Origin of the sequence: Kutzneria sp. NPDC052558 (assembly GCF_044547355.1) — a bacterium.
Classification (GTDB): domain Bacteria; phylum Actinomycetota; class Actinomycetes; order Mycobacteriales; family Pseudonocardiaceae; genus Kutzneria.
This window is the reverse complement of the sequence record NZ_JBIUAG010000033.1, coordinates 93640-117550: the sequence shown is the minus strand read 5'-3', so window position 1 is coordinate 117550 and position 23911 is coordinate 93640. Positions and strand designations below refer to the sequence as shown.

General features: G+C 72.6%; 13 protein-coding genes. 11 read left to right on the top strand and 2 right to left on the bottom strand.

From position 1 onward, the window contains the following. Positions 1–40 precede the first annotated feature (40 nt). Positions 41–1021 (bottom strand): class I SAM-dependent methyltransferase, encoded by a 981-nt coding sequence (locus ACIG5F_RS39800; RefSeq protein WP_396525262.1) that lies wholly within the window; start codon positions 1019–1021, stop codon positions 41–43. Positions 1022–1038: 17 nt separating this feature from the next. Next, complete coding sequence (locus ACIG5F_RS39795) at positions 1039–3993, bottom strand: BTAD domain-containing putative transcriptional regulator (protein ID WP_396525261.1); 2955 nt, start codon at positions 3991–3993, stop codon at positions 1039–1041. A 680-nt stretch (positions 3994–4673) separates the two neighbouring features. Between ACIG5F_RS39795 and eccCa the strand changes: the two genes are divergently transcribed. From eccCa to ACIG5F_RS39740, 11 genes are all read left to right on the top strand, one after another. Then, the gene (eccCa, locus tag ACIG5F_RS39790) at positions 4674–8618 is read left to right on the top strand and encodes a type VII secretion protein EccCa (RefSeq protein WP_396525260.1); all 3945 of its coding nucleotides are present in this window, start codon (positions 4674–4676) and stop codon (positions 8616–8618) included. Between the two features lie 73 nt (positions 8619–8691). Next, positions 8692–10176 (top strand): type VII secretion integral membrane protein EccD, encoded by a 1485-nt coding sequence (gene eccD, locus ACIG5F_RS39785; protein ID WP_396525259.1) that lies wholly within the window; start codon positions 8692–8694, stop codon positions 10174–10176. Between the two features lie 3 nt (positions 10177–10179). Then, complete coding sequence (gene eccB / locus ACIG5F_RS39780; RefSeq protein WP_396525258.1) at positions 10180–11535, top strand: type VII secretion protein EccB; 1356 nt, start codon at positions 10180–10182, stop codon at positions 11533–11535. Between the two features lies 1 nt (position 11536). Further along, positions 11537–14575 carry a hypothetical protein gene (locus ACIG5F_RS39775; RefSeq protein ID WP_396525257.1) on the top strand — a complete coding sequence of 1013 codons (3039 nt, stop codon included), beginning with the start codon at positions 11537–11539 and terminating at the stop codon, positions 14573–14575. Continuing rightward, positions 14572–17697: a right-handed parallel beta-helix repeat-containing protein gene (locus ACIG5F_RS39770; RefSeq protein WP_396525256.1), complete on the top strand. Its 3126-nt coding sequence runs from the start codon at positions 14572–14574 to the stop codon at positions 17695–17697. Before ACIG5F_RS39775 ends, ACIG5F_RS39770 begins: the two co-directional genes overlap by 4 nt. A gap of 68 nt (positions 17698–17765) precedes the next feature. Further along, on the top strand, positions 17766–18086 hold the full coding sequence (locus ACIG5F_RS39765) for a WXG100 family type VII secretion target (protein WP_396525255.1): 321 nt from the start codon (positions 17766–17768) through the stop codon (positions 18084–18086). Between the two features lie 42 nt (positions 18087–18128). Then, positions 18129–18416: a WXG100 family type VII secretion target gene (locus tag ACIG5F_RS39760; protein ID WP_396525254.1), complete on the top strand. Its 288-nt coding sequence runs from the start codon at positions 18129–18131 to the stop codon at positions 18414–18416. 13 nt (positions 18417–18429) lie between these two features. Continuing rightward, positions 18430–18999 (top strand): hypothetical protein, encoded by a 570-nt coding sequence (locus ACIG5F_RS39755; protein WP_396525253.1) that lies wholly within the window; start codon positions 18430–18432, stop codon positions 18997–18999. Positions 19000–19089: 90 nt separating this feature from the next. Beyond that, the gene (locus ACIG5F_RS39750) at positions 19090–22149 is read left to right on the top strand and encodes a hypothetical protein (protein WP_396525252.1); all 3060 of its coding nucleotides are present in this window, start codon (positions 19090–19092) and stop codon (positions 22147–22149) included. Between the two features lie 28 nt (positions 22150–22177). Beyond that, a complete protein-coding gene (locus ACIG5F_RS39745; protein ID WP_396525251.1) occupies positions 22178–22609 on the top strand; it encodes a YbaB/EbfC family nucleoid-associated protein in 432 nt (143 codons plus the stop codon). A gap of 30 nt (positions 22610–22639) precedes the next feature. Then, positions 22640–23902, top strand: a complete 1263-nt coding sequence (locus ACIG5F_RS39740; protein WP_396525250.1) for a hypothetical protein — start codon at positions 22640–22642, stop codon at positions 23900–23902. Positions 23903–23911 lie beyond the last annotated feature (9 nt).

Sequence of the window (23911 nt, the reverse complement as noted above, 5' to 3'; positions counted from 1 at the left end):
GATTGACATTCGGTCTGGCCTGAGCGCGACTCGCCCGGGGTCAGGCGGAGCGGAGGCGCTGGGTGTGGCAGACGTAGTACTGGAACACGTGGTCGTCCTGGCGGGCGGTGGTCTGCACGACCCGCAGGCCCGTGTCGGCGAGGTCGGCGGCGTCGAGCAGCAGGGGAGTGTGGCCCAGCAGCACCAGGGTGCCGCCGGGCTTGAGGGTCAGGGCCAGCCGGGGCAGGATCCGGCGGGCCTGCGCGGTGGAGACGACCTCGGCGTTGAGGAAGCGGCTGAACAGGATGTCCACGCTGAACGGGGCGACGGCCGGCTGCTCGGCGTCGCCGACGTGCACCCGCTCCAGACGCGCTCGGGCGAGGTCGGCCATCTGCGGGCTGAGGTCCTGGCCCACGGTGCGGATCCGGGCCGGGTTCAGGCTCGCGAAGTCGGACAGGAAGCGGCCGGTGGAGCAGGCCGGGTCGTAGGCCACGATATCGGACGCCGCCTCGGCCAGACGCGGGCCGAACAGCTCGCGCGTGTACCGGCGGATGTGCTCCTCGCCGAGATCGAGCAGGGCGGCCTCCGCGGCGTCGACCTCCCAGCCCTCGCCGGTCAGCTCATGCCCGGGCGTGCGGTGCTGGACGAAGGGATACACGAGTTCGGTCATCGGGGTGATGGCCTGGAAGGCGGCCCGGCGGGCGGCCTCGTCCAGCGGCCGGAAGCCGAGCCGCACGTCCGACTCGGAGGTGCGCAGCGAGGTCAGCACGCCGAGCAGGTTGTGCCAGCGCACCCGGTTGTCGACCACGCCGGCCATGCCGTGCTCGACCACCAGGTCGGAGATGGTCATGTAGCCGACGTGCCAGGTGTCGCCGAGCCGGACCAGGAACAGGCGCTGGGGGCGGCGGGCGAGGTCCTCGCGCAGGAAGTGCCCGTCGCCCCGGGCCCAGCCGGTGAAGTCGCCGGCCAGCAGCGCGGCCCGGATCTTGAGCTCGGCCTCGATCACGTCCGGTCCGAGCCACCGGCTCTGCGCGCTGTCCACGCGGCCACCATAGGCCCTCACCCGGCGGCCGGTCGGCCCATCTCCGTGAGCAGCCGCGCCGCCTCGTCGGCGACGGGCAGCCCGTGCCGGCGGGCCAGCTCCATCGACTCCCGCAGGCAGGCCACCGCCCGGTCGCGCTGGCCCAGCCCGGCCAGCGCCCGGCCCAGCGTGGCCAGGGTCCGGGCCTGGGCGGCCACGAAGCCGATCTCCTCGGCCAGCAGGGTGGCCTGTTCGGCGGCGGCCGCCGCCGACTTCACGTCGCCGGCCCGCAGCCGCAGCTCGGCGAGCTTGCCGAGGGCGCCGGCCTCCAGGTGCGGGGTGCCCAGCCACCGGCTCAGCGTCAGCGCGTCGGTGCAGCAGGCCATGGCCTCGTCGGTCCGGCCCAGCGCCAGCAGCGTCCCGCTCCGCTGCAACAGGACCTGGCTCTCGCCCATGCGGTCGCCGAGTTCCCGGTACAGGGCCAGGCCCTGGGCGCTCGCGTTGACGGCCTCGATCAGCCGGTCCAGCTTGACGCACACGTGCGCGAGATTGCTCAGGGCGTTGGCCTCGCCCGAGCGGTTTGCGTTGGCCCGGTGCAGATCCAGCGCCTCGCGGTGCAGCGCCTCGGCCGCTTCGGTGGCGCCCGCGGTGTCGACCAGCAGCGCCTGCACGGTTTTCGCCTCGGCCAGCAGGAGCGGGCTGTCGTGCTCGGCGGCCAGCCGGACGGCCTGGTTGATCTGCTCCCGGCCGCCGGCGACGTTGGCCAGCTGCCAGAGGCCGCCGCCGAGCATGTACCGGGCGGCGGCCTCGGCCACCGGCCGGTCGGCGGCCGAGGCCGCGGCGGCCACCAGCACGCCGAGCGTGACGATCTCCTGCCACGCGTAGGCCCGCTCCAGCAACGGATCCAGCCCGAGCAGCACCAGGGCGACCGGTTCCGGCCGCTGCTCGGCGGCCTGCCGCAGCACGGCGAGCACGAACTCCCGGTCCCGGTCGAACCAGGCGTGGGCCTCGTCGGCGGTGGCGAAGTCCAGGCCCGCGGCCGAATGCCCGGCGAGCAGGTCGGCCATTCGGTGACCGGGCCGGACCACGCGGTAGGCCGAACGGACGGTCGCCAGCAGGAAGTCCAGCAGCCGTTCGAGCGCGGCGGCGGTGTCGCCGGGCGGATCCTGCTCGGCGGCGCGGTCACGGGCGAACACCCGCAACAGGTCGTGCAGGCGGTAGTGGCCGACCCGCGGCGACTGCGCCAGCCCGGTGTCGACCAGCCGGTCCAGCTCGTCCTCGGCGTCGTACTCGTCGCGGGCCAGCAGCGTCGCCGCGGCCCACAGCGGCACGGTCTCGGTGTCCGGCAACGCCAACCGCCGCAGCGCCCGGGCCCGGTCGGCCGGGAGCTGGTCGTAGCTGAGCTGGAAACTGGCCTCGACGTCCAGGTCCCCGGTGCGCAGCTGGGACAGCCGCCGCCGCTCGTCGGACAGCCGCCGGACACTGTCCTCGATTCGGGTCGCCGGCCGGGCCAGCAGCCGGCAGGCGGTCACCCGGACCGCGAGCGGGAGATGTCCGCACAGCGACACCAGTCTGCGGGCCGCGTCCGGTTCGGCGGCCACCCGGCCGGCCCCGATCACGCCGGCCAGCAGCCCCACGGCCTCGTCCGGCGCGAACGTGTCGAGGTCGACGGCGGTGGCCGGCACCGCGGTCAGCCGGGCCCGGCTGGTGACTATCGCCGCGCTGCCCGGGTAGCCCGGCAGCAGCGGCGTCACCTGGGCGGCGTCGCGGGCGTTGTCCAGCAGCACCAACACCTTCCGCTGGGCCAGCACGGTCCGGTAGAGGGCGGCGCGGGCGGCCGCGTCGGCCGGCACGGTCGACTCCGCGACGCCGAGCGAGCGGAGAAAGTAGGCGAGCACGTCGTGCGCGGCGGCTGGATGGTCCGACGCGCCGGCGAGGTCCACATAGAGCTGTCCATCCGGGAAGCGGTCGCGCACGGCGTGGGCCGCGTGCACGGCCAGCGCGGTCTTGCCGGCGCCGCCGATGCCGGACACCGCGCACACCGCTACGGCCTGACCCGAAGGAGTGGTGAGCCGCGCCACGATCGTGTCGAGCGGCTCACTCCTTCCGGTGAAGTCGGCGGTGTCCGCCGGGAGCTGGGCCGGCACCGGCACGACGTCCGCGACGGCGGTGCGGGGCAGTAATTCGGGATCGGAGCGCAGGATCCGCCCGTGCAGCTCGGCCAGCCGCGGGTCCGGGTCGATGCCCAGCTCCTCGGCCAGCACCTTCCTGGTGTCGTCGAACACGGCCAGCGCCTCGGCCTGCCGGCCGGCTTGGTACAGCGCCCGCATGTGCAGGGCGCGCAGGCTTTCCCGCAGCGGGTGCTCGGCGGTGAGCGGGGTGAGGTCGGCCACCGCCGCGGCCCACTCGCCGAGCTCCAGGTCCAGCTCCACGCGGCGTTCCAGCACGCTCAACCGGCGCTGGGCCAGGTGTTCCCGCTGCGCGTCGACGAAGGGCCCGGTGAGGCCGGCCAACGGGGCGCCGCGCCAGCGCCCGGCCGCGCGGGCCAGCAGCTCGTGCGCACGCGCGTGCTGCCCGTCGCGACGGGCGGCCTGCGCGGCCGCGGATTCCTGCTCGGCCAGCTCGATGTCCACACTGCCCGGTGGCAGCCGCAGCACGTAGGACGCGCCCAGGGAGACCAGCAAACTGGGGCCGCCGGCGTCTCGGTGCTCCGGTTCCAGCAGGGACCGCAGCCGGGAGATGTAGGTGCGGACCGCGCCGGCGGCGGCCTTGGGCGGATCCTCGCCCCACAGCGCGACAATCAGCTCGTCGATGTCGACCGGACGCTGGCCGCGCAGCAGCAGGACGGCCAGGGCGGCGCGCTGCTGCGGGCTGCCGAGAGACAGCTCCTCGTCCCCCGCCAGCCACGGACCGGCCCCAGCACGGTGAACGCGAGGGCGGCGTGCTCCGTCACCCGAAATCCCTTCTGACCTGGCCCCATGCCATCTTCGCACGGCCGTGGAGAGAACGTGAAGGCGGTGTTGACACCCTGTTGATCGGGGTTCGTCAGAGTGGTGGCCGGAGAGGAAGGTAGCGCTCCCATGCCCTTGGTGGGACGCCCGCGACCTTGGTGGACGAACGGGCAACGCTGCGCCGGCACGCGGGCAGGATCGCGTGTCGTTCGCACGGTGTTCGTCGTTGACCGCTTAGGACACGGGAGTGCGCGCCCAAGTGTGGTGGCGCGCTGGACTTCCGTCCACTATGGACCTGCGTGCGCGGTGGAGGAGGTCGGTCATGGCACTACGGCGGTTACCGCGTGGCCGGGCGCCCGGAGCACACGACGGAGTGTGAACAGCGTCACGGCTTGAACCGGTTTAGTCACCCGCTCGTGTGACGTTCGTGCGAAGTTGAAGAGTTCGAAACGTGACGTCATAAAAACGGTACGTCATTGTTGTGATGTACTTCCGGCGCGCGTTGTCGCGAGTACGTCATAAACGGCGCGAAGTTGCGCCATGTGGCCGACAACCTGGCCACACGTCAAGGGATCTGGACATATCGAACAGTACCGCGACGTGCGCCACAGTGGAAGTTGGGGCACTGATCGCATCACTTAGTACCCCGTAGTACAACAACGCACTAAAGCCTCGCATAGCATTCGGCGAGCTTGCCGCCCGCTAGTCATGGAGTCAGACTGATGAGCATCGTGATCGTCAAACGATCGCAGCGCGTCGCCGGCCCCGCCCTCCCGGCCGGGGAGGTGGAGCTGGCCGAGCCGCCCGTGCTGGGTGAGCCCGCCAGTCTCGACTTCGGCTCGGCGATGGTGTACCTGCCGATGGGCCTGGGCAGCGCCGCGATGGTGATGATGTTCTCCATCGCCGGCAGCTCCCCGACCGTCTACATGATGTCCGGCATGATGGGCGTCTCCATGGTGTCCATGAGCGTCACCCAGTTGGGGCGCCAGGGCATGGAGCGCAAGCGCAAGATGCGCGCCGAGCGCCGGGACTACCTCCGCTACCTCGCGCAGCTGCGCGGCCAGGCCCGCGCCGCGGCCGACGAGCAGCGCGCCGCGTCCCGTTGGGACAACCCGGAACCCTCCTCGCTGTGGTCGCTGGTGTCCGGCCCGCGGCTGTGGGAGCGCCGCGCCAGCCACGAGGACTTCGGCCGGGTGCGGATCGGCCTGGGGGCGCAGCGCGCGGCCCTGGAGTTCGTGCCGCCGCGCACCCGTCCGATCGAGGACCTGGAGCCGCTGACGGCGATCGCCCTGCGCCGCTTCATCCGCGCCTACCGGACCGTGTCGGACCTGCCGATCGCGGTGGGGCTGCGCAGTTTCACGAGTGTGGAGTTCGCCGGCGAGGCCGGCCCGGTGCTCGCGCTGGTGCGGGCCATGCTGTGCCAGCTGGCGGTGCTGCACTCGCCGGACGACCTGCGGATCTCGATCCTGACCGACGAGCCCGGCCGGGCCGAGTGGGACTGGTGCAAGTGGCTGCCGCACCTCACGCACGCGACCGCGCGGGACGAGGCCGGCCCGGTGCGCATGGTGTCCGGCGACCACGACACGCTGATGGACCTGCTCGGCCCGTCGGTGACCGACCGGCCCGACTTCGACCGCACGGTGCCGCCCGGCCCCAACGAGCCCTTCCACGTCCTGGTGGCGCACCGGGTGCAGATCCCCGAGCACTCGCGGCTGCTGGACACCGGCCTGCGTAACCTGGTGCTGCTGGACGTGACCGGCGGCATGCACGGCGGCCCGGACGTGCTGCGGCTGACCGTGTCCGGCGACCAGGTCGAGTTCCCGGCCGGCGAGTCGACCGGCACGGCCGAGGTGGACCGGCTGTCGGTGGCCGGGGCGGAGAACGTGGCCCGGCTGCTGGCCCCGATGCGCACCAACGGCACGGTCGACCTGATCGAGCAGCCGCTGGAGAGCAACTTCGACCTGACCGCGCTGCTGGGCATCCGGGACGCGCGCGGCTTCGACGTGCAGGCGCAGTGGCGGCCGCGGCGCAACCAGCGGGCGCGGCTGGTGGTGCCGGTCGGCGTCACCGAGAACGGCGAGGTCGTCGAGCTGGACATCAAGGAGTCGGCGCAGGGCGGCATGGGCCCGCACGGCGTGCTGATCGGCGCCACCGGCTCGGGCAAGTCGGAGTTCCTGCGCACACTGGTGATCGGCCTGGCCGCCACGCACTCCTCGGAAGTGCTGAACATGGTGCTGGTCGACTTCAAGGGCGGCGCCACGTTCATGGGCATGGACAAGCTGCCGCACACCTCGGCGGTGATCACCAACCTCCAGGACGAGCTGCCCCTGGTCGACCGCATGCAGGACTCGTTGCAGGGCGAGATGAACCGGCGGCAGGAGTTCCTGCGCCAGCACGGCTACTCCTCGCTGTACGACTACGAGAAGGCCAGGGCCGCCGGCACCCAGCTGGCGCCGTTCCCGGTGCTGTTCGTGGTGGTGGACGAGTTCTCCGAGCTGCTGACCTCCAAGCCGGAGTTCATGGACCTGTTCGTCCAGATCGGACGGTTGGGCCGGTCGCTGGGCGTGCACCTGCTGCTGGCCTCGCAGCGGCTGGACGAGGGCCGCATCCACCGCGTCGAGGGCCACCTGTCCTACCGGATCGCGCTGCGCACCTTCTCGGCCATGGAGTCCCGCAGCGTCATCGGCGTGGCCAGCGCCTACGAGCTGCCCTCGGCGCCCGGCCACGGCTACCTCAAGATCGACACCACCAACCTGGTGCGGTTCAAGGCGGCCTACGTCTCCGGCCCGTGCCCGGACGGCCCGGACACCTCGCCCGCGGCGCAGTCCAAAGTGGTCGGTGAGGTCGCGCCGTTCGGGCTCATGCCGGGCCGGATCCGCCGTCCCGAGGACGACCAGCCGGAGCAGGCCGCGCAGGTGCGCCAGGAGTCGGCCGGCGACGGCGAGGACAGCCTGATGGACGTGCTGATCGACCGGCTGGTCGAGCAGGGCCCGCCGGCGCGCCAGGTGTGGCTGCCGCCGCTGTCGGCCTCGCCCAGCCTGGACGAGCTGCTGCCGGGCATCGTGCCGGACCCGGTGCGCGGCATGACCGCGCTGGACCACCCGGCGACCCGCTCGCTGCGGGTGCCGCTGGGCATCGTGGACCGGCCCTACGAGCAGATCCGCGAGCTGCTGGTGGCCGATCTTTCGGGTGCGAACGGCCACATCGGACTGGTCGGCGCGCCGCAGTCGGGCAAGTCCACGCTGCTGCGCACGCTGATGCTGTCGCTGGCCCTGACCCACACCGCCGAGGAGGTCCAGTTCTACTGCCTGGACCTGGCCGGCGGCGGTCTGGTCTCCACCGCGGGCCTGCCGCACGTCGGCTCGGTGGCCACCCGGCTGGAACGCGACCGGGTGCTGCGGACCATCGAGGAGCTGGCGCAGCTGCTGGAGCGCCGCGAGCAGATCTTCGCCCAGCTGGGCATCGACTCCATGGTCGCCTACCGGCAGGGCCGCACCAGCGGCCGCATCCAGGACCCCAACGGCGACGTCTTCCTCGTGGTGGACGGCTGGAACACCGTCAAGTCCGACTTCGCCGACCTGGAGCCGCGCATCACCGAGCTGGCCGCCCGCGGCCTGGCCTTCGGCCTGCACGTGGTGATCGCCACCAACCGCTGGTCGGAGATCCGGCCGGCGATGCGCGACGTGCTGGGCACCAAGCTGGAGCTGCGGCTGGGCGACCCGATGGAGTCCGAGCTCGGGGCCAGGGTCGCCGCCCGCGTGCCCGAGCAGGCCGGCCGCGGCCTGACCAGCGCCAAGTTCCACTTCCTGGCCGGCCTGCCGCGCATCGACAGCTCCTCGGCCACCGACGACCTGACCACCGCGACCAAGGCGGCGGTGGAGGAGATCGGCACCTTCTGGGCCGGCCCGGCCGCGCCCGAGGTCCGGCTGCTGCCGACCAAGCTGCCGGTCGCCGACCTGCCGGCCCCGCAGCCCACCGACGCGCGGTTCTGCGTCGGCCTCGACGAGCAGCGCCTGGCCCCGGTGTGGCACGACTTCGACGTGACGCCGCACCTGTCGGTGTTCGGCGACACCGAGACCGGCAAGACCAACATGCTGCGGCTGATCGCCCGCAACGTGATCTCCCGCTACAGCCCGACCGAGGCGCGCATCCTGCTCGCCGACACCCGGCGGCAGCTGCACGAGGACGTGCCCGAGGCCTACCGGATCGGCTACGCCGTCGACCCGGACGCGCTCAACGACCTCATCGGGAACGCCGGCGTGTCGATGACCCGCCGCATGCCCGGCCCGGAGATCACCCCGGACCGGCTGCCCAAGCGGGACTGGTGGACCGGGCCGCAGCTGTTCGTGCTGATCGACGACTACGACCTGTTCATGTCCGGCGGCGGCATGGCCTCCCCGATGCAGCCGCTGATCCCGCTGCTGGCCCACGGCGCCAGCATCGGCCTGCACGTGGTCATCGCGCGCAGCACCTCCGGCGCGATGCGGGCGATGATGGATCCGCTGCTGCGCCGCATGTGGGAGCTGGGCAACCCCGGTGTGTTGCTGAGCTATCCCAAGGAGGAGGGCAAGTTCCTCGGCGAGGCCAAGCCGCGGCAGCTGCCCCCGGGCCGCGCCCAGCTGGTGACCCGACGTGACGTGCGTCTCCTGCAAACCGGGATGGCGTGATGTCCAGACCACGTCATGACCCGACCCCGAAACCGTCCCACAGCCACGGATCCGCGACAGGAGCTACGTCAGCATGAGGCCAACGGAAGCGATCGGCGCCGACGCGTCGTTCCCGGCCGCGCCCCACGGGCAGATGGTTGCCGTGGCGGAGGGCGCCGTCGAGCAGATTCCGCTGGGCGGCGGCGGATCCGGCCCGGCCGACCTGTGCCGCATCACGGTGCACGGCCCGGACGGCCGGGCCGACCTGGCCATCCCGTCCGCCGCCACGCTCGGCCTGCTGGTGCCGGTGCTGGCCAAGCACGTCAACCGGGGCCAGGCCGAGGGCCGGGACTGGGTGTTGCAGCGCCTCGGCGAGCCGCCGCTGGACCTGGACGAGACCCCGGAGCAGGCCGAGCTGCGCGACGGCGACGTGCTCTACCTGCGGGCCGCCGAGGCCCCGATTCCCGAGCTGACCTACGACGACCTGGCCGACGGCATCGCCGACGCCATCGCCGCCCGGTCGGACCGCTGGCGTCCGGAGTCGACCCGCCGCACGCTGATCGGCCTGGCCGTGCTGGCCGCCGTCGCGCTGGGCGTCGCCTCGCTGCTGGCCGGCGGCCCCGGTGGCCTGCTGGCCGTCTACTGTGGAGTGATCGCGCTGGCGCTTGGCGGCGGCGCGGTGGCCATCAACGAGATCACCCACGACGCGCCACTGTCCTTTGTGGGCGGTATCGCCGCCTGCGCCTTCGCGGGGGCCGCCGGCCTGGTCGGCCAGCAGGACGCCGCGAACCTGTTCTCCCCGCAGCCGTCCGGAGTTCTGCTCGCCGGCATCTGCGTGGTGCTGGTCGCCTGCGCCCTGGCCGCCGCGACCAGGGGCGGCATCGCGATCTACGGCACCGCCGCGCTGCTCGGCCTGTGCGCGATCCTCGGCTCGGTGCTGCGGACCGGCACCTCCGCCGACACCCCCGGCGCGGTCAGCATCGTCGCGGTGGCGCTGTTCCTGTTCGCCACGTTCGGCGCGCGGGTGGCGGCCCGGCTGGCCCGGCTGCGCGTGCCGACCCTGCCGCGCACCACCGAGGAACTCCAGCAGGACATCGACCCCGCGCCGGCGTCGGCGATCGCCGCCCGCTCCGCGCTGGCCGACGGCTACCTGACCGCGGTGGTGGTCGCCTCCTCGGTGCTGGCCCTGCTGGACAGCGTGGTTCTGACCACTGTGGACGGTTGGATCGGCTGGGTGCTGCCGCTGGTGTTCGGGCTGGCCTGCCTGCTGCGGGCCAAGTCGCTGCTGTCGGTGTGGCAGCGCGGCGCGACCGTCTGGGCCGGCGCGCTGATCCTCACCGCGGTGGTGCTGGCCTACGCCTTCTCCCTGACCCCAATAGGCCGCATCGGCCTGCTGGTCGGCGTGCTGCTCGCGGTGGCGCTGCTGGTCATCGGCGCGTGGCGGCTGCCGCAGACCCGGCTGCTGCCGGTCTGGGGCCAGTTCGCCGACATTGCCGAGCTGTGGACCGCGATCGCCCTTGTCCCGCTGCTGCTGGTGGTGCTGAACGCCTACCAGTTCTTCCGGGCGCTGGCGGGCTGAGGCATGCAGACTCGACGCGATCACGTCCAGGCGTACCAGTTCGTCGCCTCCCGCCTGGCCAGCGCCCTGACCACCGGCGACCCCGGCCGCGGCGAGCCGCCGCTGCGCCGGTCCTCGCTCGGCCTGATGTGGGGCGTGCTGGTCGCGGTGCTGCTGTGCGGCGGGTTCGCGGTATACGGCCTGATCAACCCGGGCGGCAACGACGCGTACAAGAAACCCGGCGCGATCGTGGTGGAGAAGGAGACCGGCAACCGGTACCTCTACATCAACGGCACGCTCTACCCGACCCTGAACTCCGCGTCGGCGATGCTGTTCTTCGCCGGCACCAACACCACCGGCGCCTTCACGTCGGTCTCGCGCAACTCGCTGGTCGGCGTGCCGCACGGCCGCGCGGTCGGCATCCCCGGCGCGCCCGACTCGGTGCCCCGCGCCCAGGACATGCTGCCGGCGCAGTGGTCGCTGTGCGCGGCCCCGGGCGCGGACGAGCCGTCCATGCGGGTCGACCTGGACCCGGCGACGCCGAGCACGCTGATGCCGGCCGACGCCAAGTTCCTGGTGCAGGGCCAGGATCACGTCAACTACGTGGTGTGGCGCAACACGATCTACCCGATCGGCTCGCACAACGCCCTGGTGGCGCTGGCGCTGGGCGACACCCCGCCGGCCCTGGTGCCGACCGCGTGGATCCACCAGCTGCACCTGGGGCAGACCCTGGACGTGCCGGCGATCGAGGACGCCGGCCAGCCCGGCCCGGTGGTCGACGGGCAGCCGACCAGGGTCGGCGACCTGCTGGATTCCGTGGTGGGCGGGGACAAGCAGACCTACGTGCTGCGCAAGGACGGCATCGCGCCGGTCAACGACACCGCGCTTGCCCTGCTGGAAGCCAAGTCCGGGGCGCACGCGCCGCGGGAGATCAGCACCTCGGCGCTGGCCGAGCTGCCGCAGTCGGCGGACAGCTCGACGCTGCAAGGGATGCCGAACGTGGTGACGGCCAAGACCTACACCTCGGACGACGCCGCGGTGTGCGTGCGGCAGAAGTCCTCGGGCGACACGGTCAGCGCCGGCTTCCTGGTCACCGAGCCGCTGTCGGTGTCGGCCGGCCGGATCACCATGAACGTGCCGGCCGGGCGGGGCCTGATCGCGGTCAGCGAGCCCGCGCCGCAGCAGGCCGACCAGCGGGTCTACTACCTGATCACCGATCTCGGCGAGAAGTTCCGCGTCGCGCAGCAGGCCTTCGGCGCGCTGGGCGTCGGTGGCACCGCCGTCGGCATGCCCAAGGAGGTCCTGGACGCGCTGCCGTCCGGACCGAACCTGGTGACGGGGCAGGCCGTCCTGACGGCGAACACCCAAGGAGGGCAGTGAGATGATGCTGGGCGAGAGGCTGCGCACCTGGGCCGTCGGCGGCGCCGACGGCACGCCGACGCTGCCGCGGGTCGCGTGCGTCGACGCGGGACACGCGCTGCTGCTGCACATCGAGGGGCACCTGAACCCCCGTGCGCTGGCCTTCGCCCGCACGATCGCGCGGGACCCCGACCACACCGTGGTCGTCGCCGACGTGCCGCCGGACGGGCCGATCGAGCTGTGGCACGCGGTCGCCGCGCTGCTGGGCCGCCGCCGCGGCGGCTACCGGCTGGTGCTGGGCCGGCATTCCCGGGACGCGGCCGTGATGACCGGCCAGTGGCTGGCCGAGCGGCTGAACTGCCCGGTCGTGGTGCCGGACGGCGACGTGGTGATGGCCCCCGGCGGCGCGCTGTTCAGCTCGGCGCTGCAGGGCGTCGGGTGGGTGGGCTTCCGGCGGGGCCGTGCGCCGCAACAGGATTCGCGCCGGTTCCCGATCCCCGACTGGACCTACCCCGGCACCGAGCAGATCTGGCAGCCCGGCCCGGTCAGCGTGGTCGAGCCGCTGCCGTCCGGCGTGTGGATCCGGCCGCTGGAGTCGGCCGACGACCAGCGGGCGCTGCTGATCTCCGGGCTGGTGCCGCGCTCGGACGTGCTGACCGTGGTGCTGGGGTCGCCGAACTCGCGGCCGGTGCCGATGGCCGAGATCGCCCGGTTCTGCCACTCGGTGCCGCCGGAGAGCCGGGACCGGGTCCGCTTCGTCCAGTACGGACCGGTCGAGGTGCTGCGTTCCTCGGTGGGGCAAGCGCTTGCGGACCAGCTCGGCGCGCCGGTCACCTTCTACGCCGGCATGCCGTCCACCGCGGGCACGCTGCACGTCGTCTCGCCCGACGGCGGCCTCGGCTGGCGGTCCTTCGCCCGCGAGCTCCGCTACCAGCCGCGCGCCGCGGCCGCCGGCCGGACCCTGCCGCCGCAGCTGGTCTCCTACGACGCGCCCGTGGCCGGCGCATCGGAGCTCTCGCCCGGCGTCTACTGGTACGCCACCGATGCCGTGGTCGAGATCGTCCAGAGTGGACTGTGGCTGCGGCCGCCGGTGGCCCCGGTCAACGCCGACCACGTGCGCACCGCGCCCATCGACCCCCGGCACGCCGCCGTCGTGTTCGACACCTCCTCGCGGCACCTGACCGACCGGATGCAGGCCCTGGCCGGGGAGATCCTGGCCACCATGGATCCGGCCATGCGCCGCATGTTCCGGGTGCTGCCGGCGGCCGTGCTGATCGCCAACAGCCACCACGTGCCCGCGCTGCCGGCGCGGGGCATGGTCGTCGAGTCCGTGCCCGGCCGCTGGACCGCCGAGTCCGTGGAGCTGCCGGCCGACCACGGCGTCGAGATGATGGCCCCGCGGCTGGCCCTGCCCGCGCTGCCGGCCGCGTCGGTGGACGCCCCGGTCGAGGCCACCGTGATCGTGTCGGCCGACATGATCGAGGACGCCGACGTGGTCGAGGGCGACGAGCTCGACGCGCCCACCCAGTCCGCGCCGTTCACCGCCCAGGCGCCCGCCGCCCCGGAACCCGTTGTCACTGAGCCGGTTGTCACTGAGCCCGCTGCTGGGGAGGTCGCTGTCGCCGAGCCCTCGCGGCCGGCGATCGCCTTGGCCGGCACGGACATCGTGCTGGAGTCGTCGGTGATCGGTCTGGCCGGCGGTGTGGTCGGGGACGAGCCCGAGCCGGCTCCCGCCGCCGAAGCTGTTGAACTGTCGGTGTTCGAGTCGCCGGACGCCGAGTCGCCGGTCGCCGAACTGGTTGTCTCCGAGCCGGCCGCCGGCGCGCCGGTCGCCGTGGTGGCCGAGCCGGTCATCCCGGCGGCCGTCGCTGAACCCGTTGCCGAACCCGTTGCCGCCCAGACGATCGCCGCTGAGCCGAGTGCCGCCGAGCCGGTTGCCGCGGGGCCGGTCGCCGCCGAGCCGCTGCCCGACGCGGCCCCGGCCCCGGTCGTCACCGCCGCGGTCGACGCGCCGCCGGCGGCCATGCCGACCGGGCTGCGGCTGGAGTCCTCGGTGCCGGACTTCGGCATCGACTTCGCCTCCATCGCCGTCCCCGCCCCCCAGCCCCAGCCGACGTCCCAGTCGACGTCCCAGTCGACGTCCCAGCCCGAGGCGGCCCCGCAGCCCGACGCGGCGGCGATCCTGGAGCCCGAGCCGCTGCCGGAGCCGGCCCCGGCGCGAGAGCCCGAACCCGTTGCCGCCGCACCGGAAGCCGCCGCGGCCAAGGCCGTCGCGGTGCAGCCGGTGCCGGCCGCGGCCGCCTGCGCGGTGCCGCCGGCCCGGGGCCTGGGCGAGGAGCGGACCTGGCTGCGCAAGGCCCTGAGCTCCCAGTACGACGTGGCCGCCAGCACCGTCTCCCGGATGCTGTCCCAGGTGCCGGGCCTGCGCGTCGGCACGCAGGCCGACGAGGTGCTGGCCGACCTGGTCGGCGTCCGCCTCTACCTGACCGGCGACAGCGCGGGCGTGGACGAGGCGGTCCGCTCGGCCGCCCCCGGCCCGCACGTGCCGCTGGCCCGGGTGGTCACCTCCGGCCTGAAGCGGCTGCCCTCCTACCGTGGCGCGGCCCAGCTGTGGGCGGTGGCCGGACCGTCCGAACTGGACTGGTACCGCGATCGCCTGCTGGTCAGCGAATGGGCTTTCCTCACCGCCACCACGGCCGGCCGGCCGGCCGTGCCGGGCGAGGTGGAGTTCCGGGTGTGGTCGATGACCGCCCGGCGCACCCAGCTGATCGACCCGTCGGTGGAGGACCAGGTGCTGTTCGTGCCGGGCACCAACTTCAAGGTGCTCGACGTGCGCGACGAGCCGCACCCGGTGGTGCTGCTGCGCGAGCTGTCCACCGCCGAGATCGGCGAGGACGGCCAGGTCAACACCGGCCGCAGCATGTTCGACGACCTGGCCCTTGCCGGTCTGGACCAGGCCGGCCAGGTGTGGGTCCAGGTGACCGGGTCGGACGCGGCGCGGCCGACCGCGAGCGCCCCGCCCGGACTGCTTTCCGTCGCGTTGGAGAGGACGAGCGCATGACCCGCCAGGTCCTTGAGGTGCCGGGCAGCTTCCGCACCATCGCCGACGCGCTGTCCAAGGCCACCGACGGCTCGGTGATCACCGTGGCGTCCGGCCGGTACGACGAGTCGCTGGCCATCACCGGCGTGGTGACGATCACCGCCCAGGACGGCCCCGGCACGGTCCGGCTGCACGCGACCACGGGCAGCACGCTGGTGGTCGCCGGCGGCGCGGTGCAACTGTCCGGTTTGGACATCACCGGCGACGACGCCGAGCTGCCGGTGCTGGACGTGCGCAACGGCGAGGCGGCGCTGGACAACTGCCGCGTCGGCGGCGCGGCGTGGACGGCGGTGCTGGCCCGTCAGACCGGCGTGCTGGCCATGCGCCAGTGCCGGGTGCAGAACCCGACCGGGGCCGGCATCGTGATCACCTCGGTCGGCCACAGCTCGGTCGAGGAGACGGTGGTCGCCGAGGTCGGCTCGTCGGCGATGGTGGTGGCCGAGCAGGGCCGGGTCCAGGTCCGCGGCTGCGTCTTCGACCACGTCAAGGGCAACGGCCTGTGCGTCAACGGATCCGGCGTCGGCCAGGTGGTCGACACGAAGATCGTCGGCAGCGGCAAGCCGGCGGTGGTGATCGAGCAGGAGGGCCGGGCCGAGCTGGTCCGGGTGGCCATCAGCGAGAGCGCCAGCCTGGACGCCTACCTGACCAGCACCGGCGTGGTCAGCCTGACCGACTGCGTGTTCACCGGATCCGGTGGCCAGTCGGTCCATGTGGCCAACGGGGCCAAGCCGACGCTGCGGGGCTGCACGTTCACCGGCGCCGCCCGGCAGGGCGTGCACGTGACCGGCGGCGCGTCGCCGGTGATCGAGGACTGCGCCATCGCGGAGAGCCCGATCGGCCTGCTCGTGGACGGCTCGGCCGACCCGACCGTCACGAAGCTCACCGTCACCAAGGCCGAGCAGTCCGCCGTGCTGGTCAGCGGCGGCGGAAAGCCGCGTGTCGACGGGCTTTCGGTCACCGGGGGAGTGCGGGTCGTCGACTCCGTCATCGATCTGCGCCGCGCGGTCGTCGAGCTGACCGCCGGCGTCGCGGTGGCGCTGGAGGGCTCCACGACCGCGCGGATCGACGAGCTGCGGGTGCGCACCGGCTCCGGCGCCGGCCTGCTTCTGACCGGCCAGGCGCGGGCGACCGTGAGCTCGGCGGCGGCGCAGGGCTGCCCGATCGAGATCGGCTCCGGCACCCTGCTGACCCTGGAGGCGTCCGAGGTCGCCGAGGTGCGCGGGGCCGGCATCGTCGTCGCCGACGGCGGGGCGCTGCGGGCGACCCGCTGCCGTGTGCACCACAACTCCGGGCCGGGCATCGACGTCCAGGGCAGCGCAACGTCCGAAGTGGACTCCTGCGAGATCTTCGACAACGACGGCGGCGTGCCCAGCGCCCCGCCGGCCCCCGCGCCGACGCCGGTCGCGAGCGCGCCGGCCGCCGCCGCCGAGGCCTCGGCGGCCGAGCAGCCCGAGGCCGAGGACCAGGCCCAGCACCGTGGCGACGGCCCGCTGGCCGAGCTGCACAGCCTGGTCGGCCTGGACTCGGTGAAGGCCGAGGTCACCGGCCTGATCAACCTGAACCGGATGGCCCAGCGGCGTGAGCAGATGGGCCTGCCGATGCCGTCGCTGAGCCGCCACCTGGTGTTCGCCGGCCCGCCCGGCACCGGTAAGACGACGGTGGCCCGGCTCTACGGCTCGGTGTTGGCGGAGCTGGGAATCCTGCGCCAGGGCCACATGATCGAGGTGGCGCGGGCCGATCTGGTCGCCCAGTACATCGGCGCCACCGCGATCAAGACCACCGAGGTGTTCGAGAAGGCCCTGGGCGGCGTGCTGTTCATCGACGAGGCGTACACGCTGACCAGCCAGTCCGGCGGCTCCGGGCCGGACTTCGGCCAGGAGGCCGTGGACACGGTGATGAAGCTGATGGAGGACCACCGGTCCGACATCGTGGTCATCGTGGCCGGCTACACCGACCAGATGGAGCAGTTCCTGGCCTCCAACCCCGGTATGGCCTCCCGGTTCACCAAGACCGTGGAATTCCCCAACTACACGGTCGACGAGCTGGTCACGATCGTGCGCGGGATGGCGGCCAAGCACTACTACGAGCTCGACGACGACGTGCTCAACGCGCTGCACCGGTTCTTCGACAAGACGCCCAAGGGCAAGACCTTCGGCAACGGCCGCGTGGCGCGGCAGCTGTTCGAGTCGATGATCTCCACCCAGGCCTCCCGGTTGGCGATGACCGGCGGCGCGGACAACGAGCTGTCCCGCTTCGCCGTCAGCGACGTGCCGCTGGCCGAGGGTGACGACGGCTCGGACACGCCCGAGGACAACCTGCCGCCGGGGCCGAGCGCCCGCCGACTGTCCACTTTGGTCGGTCAGACGGCGGTCCGGGAGGCGCTGCTGGCCCGGCTGTCCGGCGTGCTGGCCCTGCACCGGCGGCGGCAGCCGCTGGGCGGGCTGGCCAACCTGGTGTTCGACGGCCCGCTCGGCAGCGGCCGGCGCACGGTGGCCCGGCTTTTCCTGCGCTCGCTGGCCGAACTCGGGCTGGTGGCCTCGGGCGCGGTGGTGGAACTGGCGCTGTCCGAGCTGCCGTGCCGGTTCGACGGGCAGGCCGAGGTGCGGGTGCGGGCCGCGCTCGCGGAGGCCGCGGGCGGGGCGCTGCTGGTCGACATCGACCAGCCGTTCCTCCAGCGGTCGGACACGGAGAAGGGACGCGTGGTGGGCGCGGTGCGGGAGATCCTGACCGCCGCCCCCGCGGACACCGTGCTGCTGCTCACCGGGCAGCAGAAACTGATCGGCGCGTTGCTGGGGCGGACCGGGTTGGCCGGTCGTTTCGCCGAGCACCTGCGCTTCACCGACTACTCGCCGGCCGAACGGGCCGAACTCGTCGTCCGTTGGTGGACCGAGAACGGTTGGCAGGCGGGGGAAGGCGTCCTCGCGGCGCTGACGGCCGGATTGACGGCCGGCGGCGTGCGGGAGACGCGGGCGTTCGCCGCGGCGGTCGCGGCGGGGGCTGCCTCAAGGACGGTCGCCACGGCCGACCTCGACGGTGTCACACCGTCGGTCGAGGAACGAAAGGCGGTGCCGGTGCCGGCGTGAGGCCGGACCGGGGCCGAACAAACCAACGTGGTGACCCAGTGCACCACCAGCTGTGAGGAGCGAAGCCGATGGCGATTTCCCAGATTGACCTCCAGGGGCTCATGGGCACCGCGTCGGGCCAGCAGGAGGCCATCGACTCGGTGCAGTCCGACCTGAACAACGTCGTGTCCGAGTGCGACTCGCTGGCCTCGGCCTGGAAGGGCGAGGCGGCCATGCTGTTCCAGGACGCGATGCAGAACTTCCAGGAAGGCGCCAACAAGGTGCTGGGCACCCTGCGCGAGATGCACGAGAAGATGGTCAGCACGCACGGCATGTTCAGCGCCACCAACGACAACATCAACACGGTGGCCCGCAACACCGGTGGCGCCATGGGTCTGCCCGGTCTGTGACCTGACGTCCCCCTTCCTGACTGAACCGAAAGAGAGAAGACAATGGCCGACTACTCCATGCAGCTGGACGTCACGCCGCAGATCGCGTCCGAGTTCCAGCGCATCTCCCAGGAGCTGACCCAGGTCGGCGAGAGCCTGATCAACACGATCAACTCCCGCCTGGCCGACACCGACGGCGCCACCAAGGACCAGTTCCTGGTCGTGCAGCAGCACTACAACCAGGCGCACGAGGACATGATCCAGAAGCTGACCAAGGCGCAGACCGACCTGACGCACATCCACGAGCTGATCGTCGAGGGCGAGCGCCGGGGCACGGCGACCTGGTCCTGACCGGAGGTCCACAATGTACGGAGAGAACAACAACCCGCCGCCCCCGCCGCCGCCGCCGAAGCCCAACATCACCGACTGGGATCCGAACAGCGTTCCCCCGGTCACCGGTGGCGGGCCCTCCACGCCGAACGGCGCGCCGTCGCTGACCCCGCCGGACGTGCCGGGCAACCACGACGGCAGCGGCAACGGCGACACGACGGTGCACACGCCGTCGATGAAGGTGTTCGCGGACAACCTGGGCACCCTGCTCACCCCGTTGCAGCAGGCGCTGCAGCTGGTGCAGGGCATGCCGAAGATCGCCGCCGGCGACTTCAACACCGGTCACGTCATGCGGACCATGATCACCGGTGACTCCGGCGATGGCATGCTCCAGGCCGGCTACGAGCAGGTGCTGAAGAAGTGCGTCAAGACGGTCACCGACACCCATGACGCGGTGCTGAAGCTGGCCAGGGACTACGAGAACATCGACGACCTGAACAAGCTGACCAGCCAGCAGCTGTCGCGAGCCATGGGCGACGTGCCCAGCGACATCACCGCGGTCGGCTCGGCCGGTTCCAAGTTCGGCGACGGTTCCACGTCGTAGTGCCGACCGGCTGTCGGCCGTCCGTCCGAAGTGGACGGACGGCCGGCTGTGCCGGCGTCCCCCGCGCAGATCGAGTGAAGTGGAAGAGAGATGGCCGATCCGAACCCGGACAACAACAACCCCGGCGAGGGGACGCCTGACGATTTCACGCAGTGGGACTGGCACAAGATCATGACCGCGATCGTCGGCTACTACGGCAGCAACAGCAACAGCGGGCTGTCCGATCCGTCGACGCTGTACACGGCGGCCAACACGCTGGAGTACGTGAAGAACACGCTGGCGATGGTCTCCAAGTCCATTCAGGACCAGGCCGACGCGCTGTCCTACGGCGACGACGCGCCGTGGAAGGGCGCGGCGGCCGGGGCGTTCAACCAGATGATGTACGCGCTGAGCCAGAACATCCACGCCAACGCGCAGGTGCTGGTCGGCGACGTGGCCGCCGACGAGATCCCCAACCAGATCTACACCAACGGCCAGCGGCTGGAAACGGCGATCAACACCATCCACGCCATCGACCACTGGTACGCCTCGCAGGCGATCGCCCGCGGCGTGCCGGTCAAGGACGGCCTGGTGATGGTGCACGAGGACCAGCAGATCGTGGACGCGCTCAACCGCGACATGCGCACCGTCATCACCAACCTGTCCAGCCACTACCAGGTCACCAACGACGGCTTCACGCCGCCCAACACCACCGATCCCAACGGCCCCAACGACACCGGCGACGCACCGCCTCCCCCGCCGCCTCCCCCGGACAACCCCTTCGGCGACGGCAACAACCCGTTCGGCGACGGCGGAACCGGCGGCGACGACGGTTCCGGCGGGGGCGGCAGCGACTTCAATCCGCCGCCGGTGACGGACTTCAACCCGCCGCCGGACAGCAGCGGTGGGGACGGTCTCGGCGGCGACGGTGGCACCGGCGGCAGCGACTTCAACCCGCCCCCGGTCAGCGATTTCCCCGGCGGCGCCGACGGTCTCGGCGGCGATGGTCTCGGTGGCGACGGGCTGGGCGGGGACAGTGGCCTTGGCGGGGCCGACGGTCTCGGCGGCGCCAACGACCTGAGCAACTTCTCGCCGCCCCCGGTCAGCGATTTCCCCGGCGGCACGGACGGCCTCGGCGGCGCCGACGGCGGTCTGGGCGGCACTGACGGCGGGTCGGCTTTCGTGCCGCCGCCGGTGACCGGCTTCCCCGGCCTGGGCACCAGCGGCGGCCTGAACAACAGCGGCCTGGACAGCAACCTGGGCACCAGCGGCCTGGACAACAGCTCCGACCTGTTCAACGACACCGGCGGCCTGGACACCAGCGGCCTGGACAAGCCGGGGGTCAGCGCCTTCCCGGGCCTGGGCGACGCTCTGGGCGGGGTCGGCGGCGGCGCGGACGGTCTCGGTGACGGCGGCGCCGGCGGCCTCGGCGATCTCGGCAGCAACCTGGAGTCCAACGCCCCGGGTTTGCAGGACTTCCCTGGTCTGAGCGACACCGGCCTCGGCGGTGCGAACGGTGGCCTGGGCGAGCAGAACCTGGGCTCCGGCGCGCCGATGATGCCGCCGGGCATGGGTGGCATGGGTGGCGCGGGTAACCAGAACACGCCGCCGCCCAAGTCCGACGCGAGCGGCCTGCTCAACCCGACCCCGTTCCCGGGCGATCTCGGTGACGGCGCCTTCGACCCGTCCGGGCTGCTGACCGGCGGCCCCGGCGCGCAGTCCGGCCTCGGCGGCGGACTGTCCGGTTTGGACGGACTGGACGGCCTGAGCGACCTCGGTGGCGGCGCGGGCGGCGGCACCGGGGCGGACCTGCCGCCGGTGGCCGGTTTCCCCGGCAGCACCGACGTCAGCGACCCGTCGCTGTCCGGCCTCGGGCCCGACGGTCTCGGCGACGTGGGCAGCGGCGGCCTGAGCACCGAGGGCCTGGGCGGCAGCCAGCAGCAGGCCGGCGGCGGCGTGCCCGGTTCGCCGATGATGCCGCCGGGCATGGGTGGCATGGGTGGCGCGGGCAACCAGAACACGCCGCCGCCCAAGTCCGACGCCAGCGGCCTGCTCAGCCCGACGGCGTTCCCCGGCGGCCTGGCGGACAACCTCGGCGACCCGTCGGTGCTGCTGTCCGGCGGCGCGGGCGCGGAGGGCGGAGCCGGCGGACTGTCCGGTTTGGACAGCATGCCGTCGGTCCCGGTCTTCGACGCCGAGACGCCGGTGACCCAGCCGGAGGGCACCTCGGTCGACAACCCGGTGCTGCCGGCCGAGGAGGCGACCGCCACCACCCCCGCGGCTCCCGGCCAGCAGATGCCGATGATGCCGCCGGGCATGGGTGGCATGGGTGGCGCGGGCAACCAGAACACGCCGCCGCCCAAGTCCGACGCCAGCGGCCTGCTCAACCCGATCGAGTTCCCGGGCGGCGTGGTCGACAACGGCGGCGACCCGTCCGGGCTGATCACCGGCGGCGTCGGCACGCCGGGCGGAGCCGGTGGGCTGTCCGAGGACGCGACCGTGCTTCCGGTGCAGGAACAGCAGCCGGCCGAGCCGATTGTGGTCCCGCCGGTGGTCCCGACCGTGCCGCCGGGCACGCCGGGCGGCGAGAAGTCCGAGGCCTCTCGGCTGCTGGCTGCCGGCGCATTCCCCGAATCCGGGTTCACCGAGCAGCAGCACGGCATCCCGGGTGGCACCAACCACAATGCCGTCCAGAATGAACCGGTGACGCCGCCTGACCGTGTGGCAATGGTGCAGGGTGAGGATGCCGTCGAGGACTTCACGGCCTGGGACGCGGGCGGCGCGGCGTCGGTCGCGGTGCTGCCGTGGCTGCTGGGCCGGGGCGGCAAGGACGACGAGCGCGACCTCCAGACCGACGCCCCGGTCGAGGACAACGACAAGTGGGCCCAGGGCGACCTGCGGGGCGTGCCGGCGCCGGCCGACGGGCCGCAGCTGTCCACGTGGCGGCCGGAGAAGGTCGTCACCGCGCCCGGGCAGCCGGCCGAGGAGGTCGTGTTCCGCAGCTCGGGGGCGATGCCGGAGCCGCAGCCGGAACCCGAGCCGGAGCCGGCCGCGGCCGAGGACGGCGAGGAGGGCGAGCCGGAGCCGGAGCGCACCTCGGCCGACCTGCTCGACCGCCGGTCCGAACAGTGGGACAAGGGCAGCTCCGACCTGCCGGGAGTGCTGGGATGACCGTGTCGACCGAGGAGAGGAGCTGACCATGTCGTCGCCGTACGACGAGGCCATCAACCAGATGATGTCCGACTACCACCGTCAGCTGGAGCAGCTCACCGAGTACCAGCGGCGGATGTCGGAGATCACCGGCACGGCCGCATCGCAGCGCAAGTCGGTGTCGGTCACGGTGGGCGCGCACGGCCAGATCGTGGAGCTGAAGTTCCCCACCGACGCCTACCGCGAGATGGCGCCGATGGAGCTGGCCAACGTCATCACCGAGACGTTCAACGCGGCCCGGCAGCAGGTGACCAAGCAGCAGCAGGAGCTGATGGCGGCCAACGCGCCGCAGGGCCTCGACCTGTCGCAGCTGTTCGGGCCGGACTCCGACCTGGGCAAGGTGCTGCCGCGCAACCCGATCATGTCCGACGAGGTCCGCGAGTACGTGGACAACGGCCGCGTGCCCGGCGCGGACGACTGACGTTCCCGACACGTCGAGAAGGAGGTTCCGATGGCCGACAGCAACTTCTCGGTCAACACCGACGGCATGGTGCCGGCGGTCGACGGCCTGAAGAGCCTCGGCGACCGGCTGCAGCAGATCACCCAGCATCTTGAGTCCACTTTGGATGGTCTAGGCAAGCCGTGGGGCGAGGACAAGAACGGCGAGAGCTTCTTCAAGCAGTACGGCACCAGCCGGGACCAGACGCTGGAGGGCGTGTCGTCCATGGCCGACGCCACGCACGGGGTGGCGGCCGGCATCCGCACGATGATCAACGGCTACACCAGCATCGACGACAAGGCCAAGGACGCCGCGAAGAACCTCTCGGTGGACTCGGACGACTCCGGTGGCGGCAACTACAACGGCGACAACCCGCCGGCCACCGATCGCTCGTCGGTGATGCAGCCCCGGATGTACAGCGGTACCAAGCGCATGGCCGCGCTGATGCCGACTGTGCCCGGCGTGCCGGCCACCGGGGCCGACGGCACGCCGTTGCAGCCTCGTGAGGGCACGTTGTTGCCGACGGAGCCGGCGGTTCCCGCGACGTTGGCGGATGGCACGCCGTTGCAGCCTCGTGAGGGCACGTTGTTGCCGACGGAGCCGGCAGTGCCTGCGACGTTGGCGGATGGCACGCGGTTGCAGCCTCGTGAGGGCGTGGCGTTGTCCCCGACGGAGCCGGCGCTGCTGCCCGAGGGACAGCTATTGGCGACGGTGCCCGGGGAGCCTTTGCAACCCCGTGAGGGCACGTTGTTGCCGACCGAGCAAGGCGTTCCCGCGGAGCCCTTCCAGCGCGCGACCCTGCGTGAGGGGACCGTGCTGCCGGCTGAGGTGCCGGGGGAGCCGTTGCAGCGTGCCACTTTGCGTGAGGGCACGTTGTCCCCGGCCGAGCCGGCGCTGCTGCCCGAGGGGCGGTTGGAGCCGACGCAGGGCCATTCGCTGCTGGCGCGGGAGGAATCTGTGCCGGCCACGTCGGTGCACGAGTCCAGGCTGGAGCCGGCCATTCCGGCCGAGCCGGCCCGGTTCGTGCGGTCGGAGCAGCCTTTGCAGCCGATGCTGACGGACCGCGTCGCAGAGCCTTTGCAGCCGGCGCACCTGAGTGAGCCGTTGCGGCCGACCGTGCCGGCGGAACCGTTGCAGCCGTTGGAACCCCGGCTGTTGGAGCCGGTGCGGGATGGCGTGCCGACGACACCCGCGGAGCCGCTCGGGTTCGCCGAGTTGGAGCCGGAGCGCTACACCCCGCTGGAGCCGCAGACCCCGGCGGTACCCGAGCAGTGACCGCGGGCC

Excerpts from the sequence above, each read along its gene's own strand:
- eccB (WP_396525258.1), top strand. The coding sequence starts at position 10,180 with ATGCAGACTCGACGCGATCACGTCCAGGCGTACCAGTTCGTCGCCTCC.
- eccCa (WP_396525260.1), top strand. The coding sequence starts at position 4,674 with ATGAGCATCGTGATCGTCAAACGATCGCAGCGCGTCGCCGGCCCCGCC.
- ACIG5F_RS39740 (WP_396525250.1), top strand. The coding sequence starts at position 22,640 with ATGGCCGACAGCAACTTCTCGGTCAACACCGACGGCATGGTGCCGGCG.
- ACIG5F_RS39745 (WP_396525251.1), top strand. The coding sequence starts at position 22,178 with ATGTCGTCGCCGTACGACGAGGCCATCAACCAGATGATGTCCGACTAC.
- ACIG5F_RS39750 (WP_396525252.1), top strand. The coding sequence starts at position 19,090 with ATGGCCGATCCGAACCCGGACAACAACAACCCCGGCGAGGGGACGCCT.
- eccD (WP_396525259.1), top strand. The coding sequence starts at position 8,692 with ATGAGGCCAACGGAAGCGATCGGCGCCGACGCGTCGTTCCCGGCCGCG.
- ACIG5F_RS39775 (WP_396525257.1), top strand. The coding sequence starts at position 11,537 with ATGATGCTGGGCGAGAGGCTGCGCACCTGGGCCGTCGGCGGCGCCGAC.
- ACIG5F_RS39760 (WP_396525254.1), top strand. The coding sequence starts at position 18,129 with ATGGCCGACTACTCCATGCAGCTGGACGTCACGCCGCAGATCGCGTCC.
- ACIG5F_RS39765 (WP_396525255.1), top strand. The coding sequence starts at position 17,766 with ATGGCGATTTCCCAGATTGACCTCCAGGGGCTCATGGGCACCGCGTCG.
- ACIG5F_RS39755 (WP_396525253.1), top strand. The coding sequence starts at position 18,430 with ATGTACGGAGAGAACAACAACCCGCCGCCCCCGCCGCCGCCGCCGAAG.
- ACIG5F_RS39770 (WP_396525256.1), top strand. The coding sequence starts at position 14,572 with ATGACCCGCCAGGTCCTTGAGGTGCCGGGCAGCTTCCGCACCATCGCC.